Origin of the sequence: Tardiphaga sp. 709, assembly GCF_032401055.1 — a bacterium.
GTDB lineage: Bacteria > Pseudomonadota > Alphaproteobacteria > Rhizobiales > Xanthobacteraceae > Tardiphaga.
In genome coordinates this window covers 389,401-409,818 of record NZ_CP135529.1, presented here as the reverse complement: position 1 = coordinate 409,818, position 20,418 = coordinate 389,401, and the positions used below count along the sequence as shown (strand labels likewise).

At 62.8% G+C, this 20,418-nt stretch carries 13 protein-coding genes; 10 read left to right on the top strand and 3 right to left on the bottom strand.

Annotation, left to right across the window (positions count from 1 at the left end; genetic code table 11):
* The first annotated feature begins 368 nt into the window (after positions 1-368).
* The 6 genes from RSO67_RS02140 to RSO67_RS02115 are packed head-to-tail and all read left to right on the top strand — an operon-like array spanning position 369 to position 11,578.
* A complete protein-coding gene (locus RSO67_RS02140; protein ID WP_315842154.1) occupies positions 369-5,588 on the top strand; it encodes an alpha-2-macroglobulin in 5,220 nt (1,739 codons plus the stop codon).
* A complete protein-coding gene (pbpC, locus tag RSO67_RS02135) occupies positions 5,585-7,792 on the top strand; it encodes a penicillin-binding protein 1C (RefSeq protein WP_410001798.1) in 2,208 nt (735 codons plus the stop codon). The genes RSO67_RS02140 and pbpC overlap by 4 nt, the downstream gene beginning before the upstream one ends.
* A gap of 50 nt (positions 7,793-7,842) precedes the next feature.
* Positions 7,843-9,585: a glycosyltransferase family 39 protein gene (locus tag RSO67_RS02130; protein ID WP_315842152.1), complete on the top strand. Its 1,743-nt coding sequence runs from the start codon at positions 7,843-7,845 to the stop codon at positions 9,583-9,585.
* Entirely contained in the window at positions 9,585-10,427 is an 843-nt protein-coding gene (locus RSO67_RS02125; RefSeq protein WP_315844148.1) for a phosphatase PAP2 family protein, read from the top strand. The genes RSO67_RS02130 and RSO67_RS02125 overlap by 1 nt, the downstream gene beginning before the upstream one ends.
* A 56-nt stretch (positions 10,428-10,483) precedes the next feature.
* The gene (locus RSO67_RS02120; protein WP_315842151.1) at positions 10,484-11,239 is read left to right on the top strand and encodes a glycosyltransferase family 2 protein; all 756 of its coding nucleotides are present in this window, start codon (positions 10,484-10,486) and stop codon (positions 11,237-11,239) included.
* On the top strand, positions 11,240-11,578 hold the full coding sequence (locus RSO67_RS02115; protein ID WP_068736456.1) for a lipid-A-disaccharide synthase N-terminal domain-containing protein: 339 nt from the start codon (positions 11,240-11,242) through the stop codon (positions 11,576-11,578).
* Between the two features lie 26 nt (positions 11,579-11,604).
* Here RSO67_RS02115 and metC read toward each other — a convergent pair whose 3' ends face one another.
* A complete protein-coding gene (gene metC, locus RSO67_RS02110) occupies positions 11,605-12,801 on the bottom strand; it encodes a cystathionine beta-lyase (RefSeq protein WP_315844147.1) in 1,197 nt (398 codons plus the stop codon).
* 337 nt (positions 12,802-13,138) lie between these two features.
* On the opposite strand from metC, the gene RSO67_RS02105 reads away from it, so the two are divergent.
* The 4 genes from RSO67_RS02105 to RSO67_RS02090 are packed head-to-tail and all read left to right on the top strand — an operon-like array spanning position 13,139 to position 17,651.
* Positions 13,139-14,155: an amino acid ABC transporter substrate-binding protein gene (locus tag RSO67_RS02105; RefSeq protein WP_089264281.1), complete on the top strand. Its 1,017-nt coding sequence runs from the start codon at positions 13,139-13,141 to the stop codon at positions 14,153-14,155.
* Positions 14,156-14,169: 14 nt separating this feature from the next.
* Positions 14,170-15,381: an ABC transporter permease subunit gene (locus RSO67_RS02100; protein WP_315842150.1), complete on the top strand. Its 1,212-nt coding sequence runs from the start codon at positions 14,170-14,172 to the stop codon at positions 15,379-15,381.
* Positions 15,378-16,898, top strand: coding sequence for an amino acid ABC transporter permease (locus tag RSO67_RS02095; protein WP_315842149.1), 1,521 nt, complete (start codon positions 15,378-15,380; stop codon positions 16,896-16,898). Before RSO67_RS02100 ends, RSO67_RS02095 begins: the two co-directional genes overlap by 4 nt.
* A gap of 6 nt (positions 16,899-16,904) precedes the next feature.
* Positions 16,905-17,651, top strand: a complete 747-nt coding sequence (locus RSO67_RS02090) for an amino acid ABC transporter ATP-binding protein (RefSeq protein ID WP_315842148.1) — start codon at positions 16,905-16,907, stop codon at positions 17,649-17,651.
* A gap of 11 nt (positions 17,652-17,662) precedes the next feature.
* On the opposite strand, the gene RSO67_RS02085 is transcribed toward RSO67_RS02090, so the two are convergent.
* The gene (locus tag RSO67_RS02085; protein ID WP_315842147.1) at positions 17,663-18,703 is read right to left on the bottom strand and encodes a cysteine synthase A; all 1,041 of its coding nucleotides are present in this window, start codon (positions 18,701-18,703) and stop codon (positions 17,663-17,665) included.
* Between the two features lie 125 nt (positions 18,704-18,828).
* Entirely contained in the window at positions 18,829-20,058 is a 1,230-nt protein-coding gene (locus RSO67_RS02080; protein WP_315842146.1) for a cyclopropane-fatty-acyl-phospholipid synthase family protein, read from the bottom strand.
* Between the last annotated feature and the right edge of the window lie 360 nt (positions 20,059-20,418).

Genomic DNA, 20,418 nt, shown 5'->3' with positions numbered 1-20,418 from the left:
TTAACGTGTCGCGTTTGATTAAAACGCGTGGGGCGATGACGGGCCGGGCCGGCCGTTCATGCGCGTATGACCGGTTGTAAAACTGTCACGAAAATCGTCAGCGCGTGCTCGAACCGTTTCCCGCACAGGGGCGACCAACCGGCGGTGACGTGGCTTTGCTTTCGGCATGGCCCGCCGCCATGATGCCCGCAGCTTGCGCGTGGGGCTGCGATTTGAGTTACCCGGGTTCGTCACATGATGTTGCCAGCAATCGTCGTGTCTCGCGTTGCGCCGGTCGAGAGACTCGCGAACAAGCTGGCCATGAGTCCGTCACCGTTTTTACGCACATTTGAATCCAGGCGGCATTCGTCCGTGCAGGGGAGTTGTCCATGATTGGTCTGGTTCGCGCCGTCACTGTCTGCGCCACGCTGGCGTTCGGCCTCGTCTCGGCTCACGCGGCCGAGAAGGCTTTCCGACGGGATGAACTGGCGGATTCCGCGATCAAGCTCGAGGCGCAGATCAAGAGCGAGGCGGGGCCTGTCGCCAAGAGCGCGGCAACTTTGCGCACTGACGCGGACGCGGCCTTCAAACGCTCCGATTTCCGCGCCGGTCTGCAGACGCTGGGTCAGATCGTGGCGATTGCGCCCGACGACAGCGCCAACTGGCTGCGGCTTGCCAAGACGATCTTCCAGATCCGCTCGGCAACCTCGTCCGAAACCACCTTCCTGCGCGAGCGCGCCGCGACCGCGGCCTATATCGCCTATCAGCGTGCCGGCAATGCCGGCGAGGAGGCCGAGGCGCTGGCCGTGCTTGGCCGGGCCATGGAAGAACGCAAGCTGTGGCGCCCGGCACTGGACGCGCTGCGCCTGTCGCTTGAGATGCGCGAGGTCGCCGATGTGCGCGGCCAATACGAGAAGCTGCGCGACGATCATGGCTTCCGGCTGCTCGATTACACCGTGGACTCGGATTCCGCCTCGCCGCGGGCCTGTTTCCAGTTCTCCGAAGAACTCGCCAAGCGGGTCGACTTCGCGCCGTTCCTGGCGCTCGCCGGCAGTGACAAGCCGGCACTGACCTCCGAGGAGAAGCAGCTCTGCGTCGAAGGCCTCAAGCATGGCGAGCGCTACAACATCAACCTGCGCGCCGGCCTGCCGTCGATGGTGAAGGAAAGCCTGCCGAAGTCGGCCGAGTTCAATATCTATGTCCGCGACCGCAAGCCGTTCGTGCGTTTCACCGGCCGTGCCTATGTGCTGCCGCGCTCCGGCCAGCAGGGCATCCCCGTGGTCTCGGTCAACACCCAGGCGGTCACCGTCAACGTGTTCCGGATCGGTGATCGCAACCTGATCAACGCCGTCATCGGCAGCGACTTCCAGACGACGCTGAGCAAGTACCAGCTCGAGAGCCTTGGCGACGAGCGCGGCATGAAGGTCTGGACCGGCGAGCTGGCCACGGCCTCGACGCTCAATGCCGACGTTACCACGGCATTCCCGGTCGATCAGGCCATCGGCGAGCTGCAGCCAGGCGTCTATGTGATGACCGCGGCGGCCAAGGGGCCGGGCTCGGGCGGCGGCGATGACGACGGCTCGCTGGCGCCCCAGTGGTTCATCGTGTCGGATATTGGTCTGACCGCCTTCTCGGGCAATGACGGCATCCATGTCTTCGTCAATTCGCTCGCTTCGACCGATCCGATGGCCAAGGCCGACGTCCGGCTGGTCGCGCGCAACAACGAGATACTGGCGACCAGGAAGACCGATGACTCCGGCCACGTGCTGTTCGAGGCGGGGCTCGCCAGGGGCGAGGGCGGCCTGTCGCCGGCATTGCTGACGGTCACCAGCGACAAGAACGACTATGCATTCCTCAGTCTGAAATCGAATGCCTTCGATCTCTCGGATCGCGGCGTCTCCGGCCGCGCGGTTCCCGCCGGCGCCGATGCCTTCGTCTATGCCGAGCGCGGCGTCTATCGCTCCGGCGAGACGGTCTATCTCACCGCGCTGTTGCGCGACGGGCAGGGCAATGCTGTGACCTCCGGCCCGATGACCCTCGTGGTTGAGCGCCCGGACGGCGTCGAGTTCCGTCGGGCGGTGTTGCAGGATCAGGGCGCAGGCGGTCGCAGCCTGACGCTGCCATTGAACTCCGCGGTCCCAACCGGCACCTGGCGTGTCCGTGCCTTCACCGATCCGAAGGCGCCATCGGTCGGCGAGACCACTTTCATGGTCGAGGATTACGTCTCGGATCGGATTGAATTTGATATATCATCCAAGGACAAGCTGATCAAAGCTGATGCTCCTGTAGAACTTAAAGTGGACGGTCGCTTCCTCTATGGCGCGCCCGCGTCGGGCCTGCAGCTCGAAGGCGATCTACTTGTCAGCCCTGCCGCAGCTCGCCCAGGATTTGCCGGCTACCAGTTCGGCGTTGCCGACGAGGAAAGCGCCAGCAACGAACGCACGCCGATCGAGGGACTGCCCGAAGCTGACGCTAATGGCGTCGCCACGTTCCCGGTCAGCCTTGCCAAGCCGCCGTCCTCGACCCGTCCGCAGGAAGCCCAGATCTTCATTCGCATGACCGAAGCGGGCGGCCGTGCCGTCGAGCGCAAGTTCGTACTGCCGGTTGCGCCCAACGCGCCGATGATCGGCGTGAAGCCGCTGTTCAAGGACAAGAACGTCGCCGAGGGGGACAGCGCGGCTTTCGACGTCGTGGTCGTGTCGCCGGAGGGAACCTCGCTGGCGCGCAGCGGCCTGCGTTATGAATTGCTCAAGATGGAATCCCGCTACCAGTGGTATCGGCAGAATTCGTCCTGGGACTATGAACCGGTCAAATCGACGAAGCGCGTCGCCGATGGCGATCTCACCGTCGCCGCCAATGCGCCCGCGCGCATCTCGCTGCAGCCGCAGCCCGGCCGCTATCGTCTCGACGTTAAATCGAACGAAGCCGACGGCCCGATCACCTCGGTGCAATTCGATGTCGGCTGGTATTCCGACGGCAGCGCCGATACGCCGGACCTGCTGGAGACCTCCATCGACAAGCCGGAATATCTGTCGGGCGACACCATGATCGTTTCGGTCAATGCCCGAACGGCGGGCCTGCTGACGATCAACGTGCTCGGTGACCGCCTGCTGACGACCCAGAGTATCGCGGTCAAGGAAGGGCAGTCGCAGATCAAGCTTCCAGTCGGCAAGGACTGGGGCACGGGTGCCTATGTGGTGGCGACGCTGCGCCGGCCGCTCGATGCGGCTGCCAAGAGGATGCCGGGCCGTGCCATCGGGTTAAAGTGGTTCAGCATCGACAAGAAGGCGCGCACGCTGGATGTCGCACTGTCGCCGCCAGTACTGATCCGCCCGAGCACCACACTGAAGCTGCCGGTGAAACTCGGCGGGCTCAATCCCGGCGAGGACGCCAAGATTGTGGTCGCCGCGGTCGATGTCGGCATTCTCAACCTGACCAATTACAAGCCGCCGGCGCCGGATGACTATTATCTCGGCCAGCGCCGCATGACGTCGGAAATTCGCGACATCTATGGGCAGTTGATCGACGGCATGCAGGGCACCCGCGGCCAGTTGCGCACTGGCGGCGATAGTGCTGGCGCTCAGATCGAGGGCTCGCCGCCCACGCAGAAACCGATGGCGCTGTATTCCGGTATCGTCACTGTGGCTGCAGATGGCACCGCGCAGATCGAGTTCGAGATTCCCGAATTCGCCGGCACTGCCCGCGTGATGGCCGTGGCTTGGACCGCGACCAGGCTGGGCCGCGCCACCGTGGACGTCACGGTGCGCGATCCCGTGGTCCTGACGGCGACGCTGCCGCGCTTCCTGCTGTCCGGCGACAAGGGTACCATGAGCTTCGACCTCGACAATGTCGAAGGCGCACCGGGCGATTACACCATTGCCGTGAAGACCTCCGGCCCCGTCAAGGTGACCGGCAATCCAGCCACGACGATCAAGCTCGCCGCCAAGCAGCGGACCTCGATGGCGCTGGCCATCGATGCATCCGGTGCCGGCACGGCGCAGTTCGATGTCGATATCAAGGGACCGAACGGGCTGACGCTGGCACGGCACTATGTGCTCGACGTCAAGGCGGCAACGCAGATACTGGCGCGGCGCTCGATCCGCACGCTGGCGAAGGGCGAGAGCCTGACGCTGACATCGGACATGTTCTCCGATCTCGTGGCGGGCACCGGCGGCGTGTCGCTGTCGGTCAGCCTGTCCACGGCGCTGGACGCCGCGACCATCCTGAAGGCGCTCGATCGCTATCCCTATGGCTGCTCCGAGCAGATCACCAGCCGCGCGATGCCGCTCCTCTATGTGAACGATCTCGCGGCCGGAGCGCATCTGGCGATGGATACCGGTGTCGATCAGCGCATCAAGGACTCGATCGACAGACTGCTGGCGCGTCAGGGCTCGAACGGTTCGTTCGGCCTGTGGTCGGCGGGCGGCGACGATGCCTGGCTGGACGCTTATGTCACGGATTTCCTGACCCGCGCCCGCGAGAAGGGTTTTGTAGTGCCGGACGTGCTGTTCCGCGCCGCGCTCGACCGCGTGCGCAACTCGGTCGTCAATGCTGACGAGCCCGAAAAGGACGGCGGCCGCAATCTCGCTTACGGCCTCTATGTGCTGGCCAAGAACGGCACCGCGCCGATCGGCGATCTGCGCTATCTCGCCGACACCAAACTGAAGAACCTGGCGACGCCCATCGCCAAGTCGCAGCTGGCGGCGGCATTGGCGCTGGTCGGTGACCGTGCCCGTGCAGAACGTGTCTATGCGGCGGCCGTCGAAAGCCTAGCGCCGAAGCCGGCCATCGAATTCGGCCGCGTCGATTACGGCTCGGCGCTCCGGGACGCGGCGGCACTGGTCTCGCTGGCCAGCGAAGGCAATGCGCCGCGTGCAACGCTGACGCAGGCGGTCCAGCGTGTCGAGGCCGCGCGCGGCCTGACGCCGTTCACCTCCACGCAGGAGAATGCGTGGCTGGTGCTGGCGTCGCGTGCGCTGGCCAAGGAAGCGAATACGCTGGCGCTGGACGTCAATGGTTCGCCGGTGAAGACCGCGCTCTATCGGAGCTACAAAGCAGCGGAGATGTCCGGGCAGCCGATCAAGATCACCAACACCGGCGATACGCCGGTGCAGGCGGTTGTCTCGGTTTCGGGTTCACCGATCACGCCGGAGCCGGCGGCATCCAACGGCTTCAAGATCGAGCGCAATTACTTCACGCTCGACGGCAAGCCTGCCGACGTCACCAAGGCGAAACAGAATGATCGCTTCGCCGTGGTGCTGAAGATCACGGAAGCCAAGCCGGAATACGGGCACATCATGGTGGCCGACTATCTGCCGGCCGGTTTCGAGATCGACAATCCGCATCTGGTGTCGTCGGGTGACAGCGGCACGCTGGACTGGATCGAGGATGGCGAAGAACCCGAGAACACCGAATTTCGCGATGACCGCTTCACCGCGGCGATCGACCGCAAGAGCGACGACAAGGCGGTGTTCACGGTCGCCTACATCGTTCGCGCGGTGTCGCCCGGAAAGTATGTGCTGCCGCAGGCCTATGTGGAGGACATGTACAATCCGTCGCGCTACGGGCGGACGGGAACGGGCAGTGTCGAGGTCGCGAAGGCGAAATGAACGAGGGCACGCCCACGCCACACACTCCGTCATCCCCGGGCTTGTCCCGGGGATCCACGTCTTCTTGTGTGGATCGTGGCCAAGGCGTGGATGGCCGGGACAAGCCCGGCCACGACGTGGGGAGGGGCCGGAGGCTTATCCGAAAGGCCGTCGCCGCTGCCGCCGTAACTGTGGCCGTGAGTGGTGCAGCCATCGCCACATGGGTGGTGTCGCTTGGTCCGCTTCCGCTCGAACAGGCCCGCAATATCTCGACCACCGTCATCGACCGCAACGGCAAGTTGTTGCGCGCCTATGCGATGGCGGACGGTCGTTGGCGGCTTCCGGTTGATGCCAGGACCTCAGTCGATCCCGGCTATCTCAACATATTGCTCGGCTATGAGGACAAGCGCTTCTACAGCCATCATGGCGTCGATCCACTAGCGCTCGGCCGCGCCGCGCTGCAGCTCGTCACCCGCGGCGAGATCGTGTCGGGCGGCTCGACCATCACGATGCAACTCGCCCGGTTGATCGAACCACGGCAGCAACGCTCGATATCGGCTAAAATCAGACAGGCCGTCCGTGCGCTGCAGATCGAGCGGCAGATGAGCAAGGATCAGATCCTCGATCTCTATCTGGCGCTGGCGCCATTCGGCGGCAATCTCGAAGGCCTTCGCGCCGCGTCGATCGCCTATTTTGGCAAGGAGCCCAAACGGCTGTCGCTGGCGGAATCTGCATTGCTCGTAGCGCTGCCGCAATCGCCGGAACACCGCCGGCTTGATCGTCATCCCGGCAATGCGCGCGTGGCGCGCGACCGCGTGCTTGAACGTATGGTCGGCGAGAGCAGGGTGTCGGCCGCCGATGCCATGCAGGCGAAATCCGTCAGCGTGCCGAAGCTGCGCAAGCCGATGCCGATCCTGGCGCCGCATTCCGCGGATCAGGCGACGTCGCTGCACAAGGATCGCCCCATCATCAAGCTGGCGCTCGATGCCAGCATCCAGCGAGCACTTGAAAGCCTCGCGCGTGATCGCGCGGCGGCGCTGGGCAACAATATCTCCATCGGTCTCATCGCTGTCGACAATGAGAGCGGCGACGTGCTCGCCCATGTCGGCTCGCCCGACTATTTCGACGATCGCCGCGCCGGGCAGGTCGATATGACCCGCGCGGTGCGCTCGCCCGGCTCGACATTGAAGCCGTTCATCTACGGCCTCGCCTTTGAAGATGGCTTCGTGCATCCGGAAAGCCTGATCGAGGATCGGCCGGTGCGCTTCGGCAGTTACGCGCCGGAGAATTTCGACATGAGCTTTCAGGGCACCGTGCCGGTGCGCAAGGCGCTGCAGCTCTCACTGAATGTGCCGGCCATTGCGCTGCTGGATCGTGTTGGCGCGTCGCGGTTGTCGTCACGGCTCAAACAGGCGGGCGGCAATCTGGTACTGCCGCCGGGTGAGGCGCCCGGTCTCGCCATGGGCCTCGGCGGCGTCGGCATTACGCTGCAGGACCTCGTCCAACTCTATACGGGCGTGGCGCGGCTCGGCAGCTCGAAGCCGCTGCGGGAGATCATGCAGGCGAATGGCGGTGACGATCGCGAATCATTGCGGCTGATGGACCAGGCTGCAGCCTGGCAGGTCGGCAATGTCTTGATCGGCACACCGCCGCCTGAGAATGCCGCGCATAACCGGATCGCCTTCAAGACCGGCACCAGCTACGGCTATCGCGACGCCTGGTCGGTCGGTTTCGACGGCCGCATGACCATCGGCGTTTGGGTCGGCCGGCCCGATGGCGCGCCGGTGCCCGGCCTGGTCGGTCGTACGGCCGCGGCTCCGATCCTGTTCGATGCCTTTGCCCGGACCGGCAAGCTGCCGGCTCCGTTGCCGAAGGCGCCCAAGGGCGTGCTGATGGCCAGCAATGCGAAATTGCCGCTGCCGCTGCGTCGGTTCCGCCCTGTCGGCGAGTTGATCCGTACCGGCAGCGATCAAGCCCTGCATATCCAGTTCCCGCTGAACGGTTCCCGGATCGACGCCAGCGGCGGCGAGGGGCAGCTTTCGGCAGTGCCGGTCAAGGTTGCCGGCGGGGTGCTGCCCATGACCGTTCTGGTCAACGGCATGGCCGCCGGGGAACTCGACAGCCGGCGCCAGCGGCTGGTCGATCCGCCCGGTCCGGGTTTCGTTCGACTGACGGTCATGGACGCGGTGGGCACCGCAGACACAGTTGTGGTCAGAATCCAATAAGCGCGGGCTAACTGGTTGTCCGGTCGGTGGTTTCAGCGTATGCGACAGGCATGGCCGAGACCTATCCAAGACCCCGATTTGGCGCCCCGCGCGAGCCGAAAACCCGTGTCGATCCGGGCAGCAGACTGGTGCGCGTGCTTGATTTCGTCAGCTCCGGCCACGCCCGTGCGGTCGTTTTCCTGACGATTTGCGGGTTTCTGTTTTTCCTGCCGGGATTCTTCACCATCCCGCCGATCGACCGCGACGAAGCGCGCTTTGCGCAGGCGACCAAGCAGATGGTCGAGACCGGCGATTTCGTCGACATCCGGTTCCAGGACGAGGTCCGCTACAAGAAGCCGGTTGGCATCTACTGGATGCAGGCGGCCGTGGTCGAGACCGCCGAGGCTCTGGGTCTCCAGAATGCCGAAGTTCGAATCTGGCTCTATCGGGTGCCGTCTCTGATAGGCGCCATTGGCGCAGTGTTGCTGACCTACTGGACCGCGCTGGCCTTCCTGACGCGGCGTGGTGCCGTGCTGGCTGCGTTGATCATGTGCAGTTCGGTCTTGCTCAACGTCGAAGCCCGGCTCGCCAAGACCGACGCCATGCTGCTGCTGACCGTCATTGCCGTGATGGGCGCGATGGCGCGGATTTACCTGGCGTGGCAGCGTGGCGAGGAAGCCGACAAGGCCCGCTGGCAGGAGCCGGCGGTATTCTGGACGGCCATGGCAATCAGCATTCTCGTCAAGGGGCCGCTGATCCTGATGTTCGTCGGGCTGACGATCATTGCACTGGCGATCATGGATCGTTCGGTCGCGTGGCTGTGGCGATTACGGCCGCTGGTCGGCGTCGTCTGGATGCTGTTGCTGGTGCTACCGTGGTTCGTCGCGATCTTCCTGAAGTCGGGACAAGCGTTCTTCTCCAATTCGCTCGGCGGCGACATGCTGAGCAAACTGGCAGCGCAGGAATCCCACGGCGCGCCTCCGGGCATGTATTTCCTGTTGTTCTGGATCACCTTCTGGCCCGGAGCACCGCTGGCCGGGATGGCCACGCCGGCGATCTGGCGCGCGCGACGCGAGCCTGGCGCACAATATCTGCTGGCCTGGCTGATCCCGTCCTGGATCGTGTTCGAAGTCGTGATGACCAAGCTGCCGCATTACGTCCTGCCGCTCTATCCGGCGATCGCCATCCTCGTCATCGGTGCGCTTGAGCGCCAGGTGCTGGCGCGCAATTGGCTGGCGCGCGGTGCGGCCTGGTGGTTCGCGATCCCGGCGCTGACCGCTGTGGTCGCCGAGATCGGTGCCGTTGCGATCGTCCGCCATCCGGTGTTTCTGGCCTGGCCATTTGCCGCAGCAGCGCTGGTGTTCGGCCTGTTTGCCTGGTGGCTATATGATAACGCCCGCGCAGAACGCTCGTTGCTGAATGCGGTTGTGGCCTCACTGTTCATGAGCGCCGCCTTTTATGGCGTGCTGCTGCCGTCGCTCCGACCGCTGTTTCCAAGCGTGCAGATCGCACGTGCGCTGCGTAACGTGGTCTGCGTCGGTCCCAAGGCTGCGGCAGCGGGATATCACGAGCCGAGCCTGGTGTTCATGACCGGCACATCCACACAACTCACTGATGGCGCCGGCGCGGCGGATTTCCTCGGGCAGGGCAGCTGTCGCTTCGCGCTTGTCGAACTGCGTTCGGAGCGCCAGTTCGCGATGCGCGCCGAGGCCATCGGCCTGCGCTACAACATGGCGACCCGTATCGACGGCTATAACTTCTCGCAGGGCAAAGCGATTTCGGTGGCGATCTATCGCTCCGAGGGGACCGAGTGATGGTAACCCCGGACAAATCGCAGCCACAGACCTATCTGTCGCAGCTCGTTGCGCTGGTCTGGCAGTCGTTCGCACAGCTCGTTCGCGCACCGTCGCATTCGCGGCGAGCCGAAGCTGCGCGTTATTGGGCGCGCCGTTCGCTGGCGCTTGGCGCCGTGACAGCCGTGATCATCATCGCACTGATGTTCATCGTCGATGCCACCGAGATCGGACTGATGCCGGCGCGCGGCACGGCCGGCCTGTGGCCGCTGCGTATTTTTACGGATTTTGGCAAGGACGAATATGTCCTGCTTGCGCTGCTTGCGCTTATGATCGTTCTGGCCCTGCTGGCGCCGCTGCGGCACGGCACGTCGCGCGCCGTACTTGTCAGCTTCGGCACGCGCATTCAATACATCTTCCTGTCGGTCGCGCTGTCGGTCTTCGTAGCTGAAATCATCAAAGGCATGCTCGGCCGTGGCCGGCCTTTCGTCAGTGGCGCGGCGGATCCTTTCCATTTTTCGCATTTCGCCTGGACGCCGGCCTATGCCAGTTTTCCGTCGGGCCATGCGACCACGAGTTTCGCATTGGCCTTTGCGGTCGCCGCGCTTTGGCCGCGGCTGCGCACGGTGATGATTGTCTATGCGGTCGCGATCTGCACCAGCCGTCTCGTCCTGCTGGCGCATCATGCCAGTGACGTGGTCGGCGGCGGGCTGGTTGGCTGGATTGGCGCCATGACGGTGCGATACTGGTTTGCGGCCCGACATCTGGCGTTCACCATTCACCAGGACGGCACGATCGACCCGCTGCCAGGGCCGTCCGCAGGCCATCTCAAAAGGGTTGCCCGCGGGACCGCGGCCCCATAATAAGCGGTCTTCGCCGGGCCGGCTGCGACAAGTTCCCGCAGGACCGCCCTCCAACCATGAGCTCCGATTTGTCCGCTCCCGAAGCTGCCCCTGTCGACGTCTCCATTGTCGTGCCTGTGCGCAACGAGCAGGACAATGTCGCGCCTTTGATCGCCGAGATCACCGCCGCGCTCGACGGCCGTTGGCCCTATGAGATTATCTACGTCAATGACGGCTCGACCGACGCCACGCCGGCTCGGCTGGCCGAGCTGATGCAGACGCGCAGCAATCTGCGCCGCATCGACCACGCCGCATCGTCGGGCCAGTCGGCCGCCGTGCGAAGCGGCGTGCGCAACGCCCGCGGCGCCATCGTGGCCACGCTGGATGGCGATGGTCAGAACAATCCGGCATTCCTGCCCAACCTGATTTCGGCCATTCAGGATGGCGGCGGCCGAGTTGGTCTCGCCGCCGGGCAGCGCGTTGGCCGCAAGGATACCGGCTTCAAGAAAGCCCAATCGAAGATCGCCAATGCCGTCCGCAACGCGATCCTGAAGGACGGCACCCGCGATACCGGCTGTGGTCTGAAGGCATTCCGCCGCGATGTATTCTTGTCGATGCCTTATTTCGATGGTTTGCATCGCTTCCTTCCGGCGCTGGTGCGTCGCGAGGGCTTCGACATCGCCTATGTTGATGTCACCGATCGGCCGCGCCATTCCGGCGTGTCCAATTACGGATTTTTCGATCGGCTCTGGATCGGCATCATGGATCTCGCCGGCGTCTGGTGGCTGATCCGCCGCAAGCGTACGTCGCCGGTCGCAACCGAGTTCAAATAAATGCTGATTCAATACGGTCAGGCGCTTGGCGACTACATCTACGACGTCTTCGTCGCGAAGTTCGATTTCTGGCTCGCCTTTGGCCTGATCGCGCAGCTGCTGTTTACCGCGCGCTTCCTCGTGCAGTGGATTTCCAGCGAACGCGCCGGACAGAGCGTGGTGCCAATGGCCTTCTGGTTCTTCTCCATGGCCGGCGGGTTTATGACGCTGATCTACGGCATCGCCAAGCGCGAGCCGGTGATCATCCTCGGCCAGGCTTTCGCCACCGTGATCTATGTCCGTAACATTATGCTGATCATCAAGAACCGCGGCAGCGGATCAAAGACGCTCGATAGCTGAGCGTCTTTATCTGGCGACCACGCCGATTAGAGCGCCGCGTTGAATGCCGCTAGGCCGCGCTCCAGATCAGCCTTCAGATCATCGACACTTTCCAGCCCGATATGAAACCGCAGGGCCGGACCGCCGGGCGCCCATGTCGTCGCGCTGCGATAATCCGAGCAGTCGAACGGGATGACGAGGCTCTCGAAGCCGCCCCAGGAATAGCCCATGCCGAACAGCTTGACCGTGTCGAGCAGGGCATCGACCGCCTTTTGCGACGACGGCTTCAGGATGATGCTGAACAGGCCGGATGCGCCCGTGAAGTCGCGCTTCCAGACGGCGTGGCCGGGATGGCTGGGCAAAGCGGGATGCAGCACCTTCAGGACTTCGGGGCGGGTCTCCAGCCACCGGGCCATCTCCAGCGCCGAGCGCTGATGATGCGCGAGCCGCACGGACATCGTGCGTAGCCCGCGCAGCGCGAGGAAGACGTCGTCCGGGCCTGCACATGTTCCGAGCAGCCTGATGCCTTCGCTGATCAGCGGCCACGCTGCGTCATTGGCGGAGATGGTGCCGAACATGATGTCCGAGTGGCCGCCGATATATTTGGTCGCGGCCTGGATGCTGATATCGACGCCCTGTTCGAGCGAGCGATGATACAGCGGCGTGGCCCAGGTGTTGTCGTCGAGCACCAGCGCGCCGCGCGCATGCGCGATGCCTGCAATGAGAGGCACATCCGGCATTTCGAAGGATTGTGAGCCCGGCGCTTCGACCAGGACGGCGCGGGTATTGGGCTTGAACAGCGCTTCGATACCGGCACCGATCAGCGGATCGAAATAGGTAGTCTCGATGCCGTATCGTGCCAGCATGTCGTTGCAGAAATTGCGTGTCGGCCGATAGGCGCTGTCGCTGACGAGGAGATGATCGCCGGCTTTCAGCACCGAGAGCAGGGCGGTCGAGATCGCGGCGAGGCCCGATGGCACGAGCCCCACGCCTGCACATTTCGGGCCCTCCAGCGCCATCAGCGCTTCCTGCAATGCCTTGGTGGTCGGCGTGCCGTGGCGACCATACTGAAACTCGCCGCGATGCGCATGGAGGTCGTCGGCGGTCGGATACAACACCGTAGAGCCGCGCACGACCGGCGGATTGACAAAGCCCCTCTGCGATTTGGTGTCGCGGCCAGCGGTGACGATCACGGTGTCCGTGTCGAGCGAGGTGGTGCCGTGATTATCGTTCGAAGCTGTCATAATGGGGCCGCCGGTCTGCAGGTGTTGCAAGGCCATTGGCATCTCAGTTGCCGAATGGCTGGTTCCGTCACTAAGAGGACACGGAAGATGGCCGTCAACCCCTTGACCCGGCTGACTGATCGTTCTCTGTTGCGGACCTCGTCGATCCCCCGCGGCACGTTGAGGGACCTGCCGCGAAATCTGCGATTTCCTGCTGATTCGTACGGTCTTTTTAGATCGTCTCTGCTGTAGTTCGTCTTTCCGGTCGGGCCATTCACGGCTATGGAACTGATCCGTAGGCTCGTCATTCAATTCTTTGCGTCGACCGAGCGTCCTGACGTCCCCAAAGAGGCCTTACATGAAACGCGCAACCTTGATGTTCTCTCTCGCTCTTGCCGCCAGTCTGACCGCGCAAGGCGCATCTGCGCAGACGCTCAAGACCGTGAAGGACCGCGGCATGCTGTCCTGCGGCGTCACCCAGGGCTTGCCGGGTTTCTCAGCGCCGGATGACAAGGGCAACTGGGTCGGCTTCGATGTCGACCTGTGCCGCGGCATCGCGGCGGCGATCTTCAACGATGCCACCAAGGTGAAATATGTGCCGCTCTCGGCGAAGGATCGCTTTACTGCCTTGCAGTCCGGCGAAATCGACGTGCTGTCGCGCAACACGACCTGGACGCTGTCGCGCGATACGTCGCTTGGCGTCAACTTCGCCGGCATCAATTACTATGACGGCCAGGGCTTCCTGGTCCGCAAGGCGCTCAAGGTTAATTCGGCGCTCGAGCTGAATAGCGCTTCGATCTGCCTGCAGACCGGCACCACCAACGAGCAGAATGTTGCCGACTACTTCAAGGGCAACAACATGAAGTATGAAGTCATCGCGTTCTCGACCGCCGACGAAACCATCAAGGCCTATGAGTCGGGCCGCTGCGACGTCTTCACCGCTGATCTCTCGCAACTTTATGCGGAACGCCTGAAGCTCACCGTGCCTGCCGATCATGCCGTTCTGCCTGAGGTGATTTCCAAGGAGCCGCTTGGCCCATTGGTGCGTCATGGCGATGATCAGTGGCTCGATGTGGTGCGCTGGACGCTGTTCGCCATGATCAATGCGGAGGAGCTCGGCATCACGCAGAAGAACGTCGATGACCAGGCAAAATCCGACAAGCCGGAGCTGAAACGTATCTTCGGCACCGACGGCAATCTCGGCGAAACGCTGGGCCTCACCAAGGACTGGTTCGCACGCATCATCAAGGCGACCGGCAATTACGGCGAGGTGTTCGATCGCAATGTCGGCGCGGGCTCCAAGCTAGGGATCTCGCGCGGACTGAATCAGCTCTGGAACAAGGGCGGCATCCAATACGCACCGCCGATCCGCTGAGCGCATCATCGCCCGTGGCGACGTCGACCGAAGCCAGAAAACCGCCGCTGCAGCTCGTTGCGAAATTGCGACGCGTGCTGGGCGGGCAGGCGGGCTGGAGCGGCTTTGTGCTCCAGATCGTGTTTGTCGCTGCCCTTGTCTGGATCGGCTATGAGATCGTCGAGAATGCGCGCAGCAATCTGGCCGCGCAGAAGATCGCATCCGGCTTCGGTTTCCTGTCAAATACTGCGGGCTTCGCCGTCAGTCAGGCGCTGATCCCGTATTCGGAATCGGATACCTATCTGCAGGTGTTCTTCGTCGGCCTCGTGAATACGCTGGTCGTGTCGCTGATCGGCATCTTCTTCGCGACCATCATAGGCTTCATCGTCGGGCTCGGCCGGATGTCGCCGAACTGGCTGCTGGCGCGCATCGCCGGCGGCTATGTCGAACTGATCCGTAACCTGCCGCTGCTGTTCCAGATCCTGTTCTGGTATCTCGCCGTGCTCGCCACGCTGCCGCAGCCGCGGCAGAGCATCTCGCTGCTGGACAGTTTCTTTCTCAGCAATCGCGGCTTTGGATTGCCGAAGCCGATCGGCACGGAGGCTTTCACGGCGTTCGCGGTCGCTGTGATCGTTGCGATCATCGCCGCGCTGGTGTTGCGCGTCTATGCGCGACAGCAGCTCTTCGCCAAGGGGCGTGTGATAGCCGTCTGGCCAGCGACCCTGGGCTTGCTGGTCGGCTTGCCACTTCTGACGGCGCTCGTGCTCGGCACGCCCGTGACATTCGAGTATCCGGTATTGAGAGGTTTTAATTTTTCGGGCGGCCTGCGTGTGCTGCCGGAGTTCGTCGCGCTGACACTGGCGCTCTCGACCTACACCGCCGCCTTCATCGCCGAGATCGTTCGCGCGGGAGTCCAGTCGGTGCACAAGGGACAGAGCGAAGCCGGCGCATCGCTCGGACTCAGCCGGGGTGCAACGCTGCGACTGATCGTGGTGCCGCAGGCGATGCGCGTGATCCTGCCGCCGCTGACCAACCAGTATCTCAACCTCACCAAGAACTCGTCGCTGGCCGTCGCCATCGGCTATCCCGATCTCGTCTCGGTCTTTGCCGGGACGACCATGAGCCAGACCGGGCAGGCCATCGAGATCATCGCCATCACCATGGCGGTCTATCTCGTGATCTCGCTGGTCACGAGCGCCATCATGAGCGCCTATGGCTGGCGGATCTCGCGGAGCATGGGCGCATGAGCAATACCAGCTTCGTTGCAAGAGAACTGGTTGCAGAGCGCGCCGCACCCGTGCGCAGCACGGGTTTCGTCGGTTTTGTGCAGACACGGCTGCTGAATTCACCGACCAATATTCTGCTGACTGTCGTCAGCCTGTTGCTGCTCTGGTTCACCATTGCCCCCACGGTCAAATTCCTGCTGATCGACGCCGTCTGGCAGGGGCAAGATCGGACCGCGTGCCTGCCGGAAAACGTTGGCCACGCCGTTGGCGCCTGCTGGCCATTCGTGCAGGCCAAATTCACGCAGTTCATCTACGGCTTTTATCCGGAGCCCGAGCGCTGGCGCGTCAATCTCACTTTCCTGCTCGGTGCTCTATTACTTCTGCCGCTGCTGATCCCGCGTCTGCCGGCGAAGAGCGTGAATGCCGGACTGTTCTTCCTTGCGTTCCCCGTCGTGGCGTTTTTCCTGCTGTATGGCGGTGGCATCAATGGCTTCGGAATCAGTTGGGCCGCGGATTTTCTGTCGACCGTTGCGGTCCACATCACGGAGATCGGTCGCAGGCTCAGGAGTATGGGCCTTCTGTCCGATATTGCTGTCTTTGGCGATCTGCTCAGGTTAATCGGCAACGGCATCGTGGCATTCGGCGATGGCCTGCAACTCGTCGCGCTGCCGTTCGACTGGCTGCGCAACGAAGGCGTCAACCGGGGTGAACCCGTCTGGTTCGAACTGGCGGCAACAACGATTACCGTTTCGCTTCTTGTCTTCTTATCGAATGGCCATGTCCGCAACGGCTGGCGCGCGCTCGCAAGCACGATTTTCATCTTTATTGGCGTCGCCGCCGTCATCGCCTTGCTGCGGCTCGATCGCGGCGGATTGCCGATCGTCGATACGCGGCTGTGGGGCGGCTTGCTGGTGACGCTGGTGGTGTCGATCACCGGCATCGTCACGTCGATGCCCGTTGGCATCGCGCTGGCACTTGGCCGACGCTCGACCATTCCGTTGATCCGGCTGTTCTCGATTGCCTTCATCGAATTCTGGCGCGGCGTGCCGTTGATCACCGTGCTGTTCTTTGCGACTTATATGCTGCCGCTGTTCCTGCCTGGCAATTTCACTGTCGATGGGCTGGTGCGTGCGCTGATCGGCATTGCGCTGTTTGCCGGTGCCTACAATGCCGAGGTGATCCGCGGCGGACTGCAGGCGATCCCGCGCGGTCAGGCGGAGGCGGCAAGTGCGCTGGGCCTGTCCTGGTGGAAGACCACGCGTCTGGTGGTGATGCCGCAAGCGCTGCGCCATGTCATTCCCGGCCTCGTCAACAGCTTCATCGCGCTTTTGAAGGATACATCGCTGGTGTCCATCGTCGCGCTATTCGATCTGCTCGGTCAGCTCCGCGCATCCTTTGCCGATCCGAACTGGTCGACTCCGACGACCTTGTTCACCGGTTTTGCCTTTACCGGCATCATGTATTTCGTGATGTGCTTCGGCATCTCGCGCTATTCGCTATTCGTCGAGCACCGGCTCAATGTGCATCGACGCAGTTGAGGTAACATGTCCGTATCCGTGAATCCCATCGTCTCGGTTGCCGGCCTCAACAAATGGTTTGGCGATTTCCACGTACTGCGCGACATCGATCTTGCGGTCGGCCGCAGCGAGCGCATCGTGATCTGCGGGCCATCGGGCTCGGGCAAATCGACGCTGATCCGCTGCATCAATGCGCTGGAGGAGTTTCAGGAAGGCCGCATCACGGTTGACGGCATCGAACTCGGTCCCAACCTGCGCCGCATCGACGATATCAGGCGTGACGTCGGGATGGTGTTCCAGAGCTTCAATCTGTTTCCGCATCTGACCGTGCTTGAAAACTGCACGTTGGCGCCGATCTGGGTACGGCATATGCCGAAGAAGGACGCCGATGCTGCGGCGATGAAGTATCTGGAGCGGGTGCGCATTCCGGACAAGGCCAATGCCTATCCTGGTCAGCTCTCCGGTGGCCAGCAGCAGCGTGTGGCGATCGCGCGGGCGCTGACGATGACGCCGAAGGTCATGCTGTTCGACGAGCCGACATCGGCGCTGGACCCGGAAATGGTCAAGGAAGTGCTGGATACGATGGTCGATCTCGCCGGCGAGGGCATGACCATGCTGGTGGTCACGCACGAGATGGGCTTTGCCAGGGAAGTCGCCAGCCGCGTCGTATTCATGGATGCCGGGCAGATCATCGAGGCGAATACACCGGACAAGTTCTTCGCCAATCCGCAGCATGCGCGGACGAAGCTGTTCCTGAGCCAGATTCTCCGCTGAGGCCTTGCGCCTCAGACTTTCTCGAACGGCACCGAGATATCGCTCTTCGTCTCCAGCCATGCCGGCACCGGCAGGTTCTTGCTGCGCATGAAGTCGGGATTGAACAGTTTCGACTGATAGCGGCCGCCGGAGTCGCAGAGAAGGGTGACGATGGTCTTGCCTGGTCCCAACTCCTTTGCGAGACGGATCGCGCCGGCGATGTTAATTCCGGTCGAGCCGCCGAGACAGAGGCCTTCGTGCTGGAGCAGGTCGTAGATGACGGCGACCGCTTCCTCGTCAGGGATCAAGAAGGCGGTATCGACCTTCGCGGTCTCGATGACCGGCGTCACGCGGCCAATCCCGATGCCTTCCGTGATGGAATCGCCGGGTGTGGACTTGGCTTCGCCATGCTTGAACCAGTTATACATCGCAAAGCCATTTGGATCGGCGCAGGCCGTAACAATGTTGTTGTTCTTTTCCTTCAGGTAGCGGCTCGTGCCGGCTAGCGTGCCGCCGGTACCGACTGCCGAAATGAAGCCGTCCACCTTGCCGCCAGTCTGCTCCCAGATCTCGGGGCCCGTCGATTCATAATGGGCTTTGGCATTGTCGAGATTGTTCCACTGGTCGGCAAACAGAACGCCGTTCGGCTCGGTCTTGCGCAGCTGATCTGCGAGCCGTCGTCCGACATGCTGATAGTTGTTCGGATTGGCGAACGGCAGCGCGGGCACTTCGATCAGCTCGGCGCCGTTGAGCCGCAGCATATCTTTCTTTTCCTGGCTCTGCGTCTCCGGGATCACGATCAGCGTGCGATAGCCGCGCGCGCTCGCCACCACGGCGAGACCGATACCGGTATTGCCCGCAGTCGACTCGACAATGAGACCGCCGGGCTTCAGATCGCCGTGCTTCTCGGCTTCAAGGATCATCCATTTGCCCGCCCGGTCCTTCACCGACTGGCCGGGATTCATGAACTCGGCCTTGCCGAGAATGGTGCAGCCGGTCAGTTCGGATGCGCGCTTCAGCTTGATCAGAGGCGTGTTGCCGATCGCCTCGACGACGTCTTTGTTGAAGGTCATGGTGCTGAAATTCTTCGCTCGGGTTATCGATCTCGCGGCGACCCTAGTGGAGGCCGCCGGGCCAGACAAGGGAAGGGGCCGGTCCCAAGATCTGGTGCCGCAGGGCGGAAAGTCCAGAGCGCGGGCTATGGGGCTTTTGCGAATACGACCTGACGGACGTCGATATTCCCCGACAGGAAACCGGCCTCGCAATAGGCCAGGTAGTATTCCCAGAGCCGCCGGAACCGGTCGTCGAAGCCGAGGGGCGTCAGGCTTGGCCAAGCCGCGCGGAAACTATCTCTCCAGGTGGCCAGCGTCTTGGCATAATCCAGTCCGAATATGCGCTCCTTGATGACAGGAACGCCGTATCTGGCCCCGAGGGATTTCAGGATTTCCGGCGACGGCAGCATGCCGCCGGGAAAGACGTAGCGCTGAATGAAGTCGACCTCGCGCCGATAGGTCTGGAAGAACTTGTCCTGGATCGTGATGGCCTGGATACCGATCAATCCGCCGGGCAGCAGCCGGTCGCGCAATTGTGAGAAATATTGCGGCCAGAACTGTTCGCCGACGGCCTCGATCATCTCGATCGAAGCGATGCGGTCATACTGTCCACGTTCGTCGCGATAGTCCTGAAACTTGATCTCGACCTTGTCGCCAAGGCCCGCGTTCTGCATTCGCTTGCGCGCGAAATCGCGCTGCTCGGTCGAGATGGTGAGGCCGGTGACATGCGCGCCGTAGTTCTTCGCGGCATATTCGGCAAAGCCACCCCAGCCGCAGCCGATCTCCAACACTTTCTGGCCGGGCTTCAGATCGATTGCTTCTGCAAGCCGGCGATATTTGTTGTTCTGTGCGGCGGTGAGATCCTGCGCGCCGTCCTCAAAAATCGCCGACGAATAAGTCATGCTCGGATCGAGCCACGCGGAATAGAACGCGTTGCCGATGTCGTAGTGCGCGTAGATGTTCTTGCGAGCTTGCCGCTTGGTGTTGCGGTTGAACCAATGGCGAACGATCTGGACGAAGCGCATCAGCGGATTGTTGCCGAGCATCATCTGAATGAGATCGTGATTGACGCAGAACAGATACAGGAATTGTGTGAGATCCGGCGTGTCCCATTCGCGATGTAGATAGGCTTCCGCGATGCCGATATCGCCGCCATTCACAAGACGCGACGCGAACGCATAGCTGGTGATCGTCATCTCCGCCGCGGGACCGGGTTCCATACCACCGAGGCGGACACGCCGGCCATCGGGGAGTGTCACGTCGAGCGTGCCGCGGCGCAGACGCGAGCCGAAGCCCAATGCCAGCCGGACGATGCGCGGCAGATCCGGCAGCGCCTTGTCGACATTTTCCGGAGTGAGAACGATCAGATCAGACATGTGCAGATCCAGGGGAGTTCGTGGTTCTGTGCCCGAATTCAAGTCGCATAGAAGGATGTGGCCGCCGCTCTTCTGTCGAACAGGATCATCTTTGTGCGCTGCGAAATCCGGTCAACGCGCGGACGATTTTGCAGGAGTATAAGCGCGGCCTTGTTTGCTCGCCAAGCGGGTATTTCTTGCATGGCCTGCTTCACGCGGCACGATTGACGCCGAACGGCAGTGGCATCCGGTCCGCATCGTCAAGCCGATCGTGATCGATCAACCGCTCTTCACGCGGCAACTGAAGCGACGGCCCATGGGCTTGAGCAGCGCATGCATCACATCCCGGCGGGTTTCAAAACGGTGCCGGTGGCACAGGGG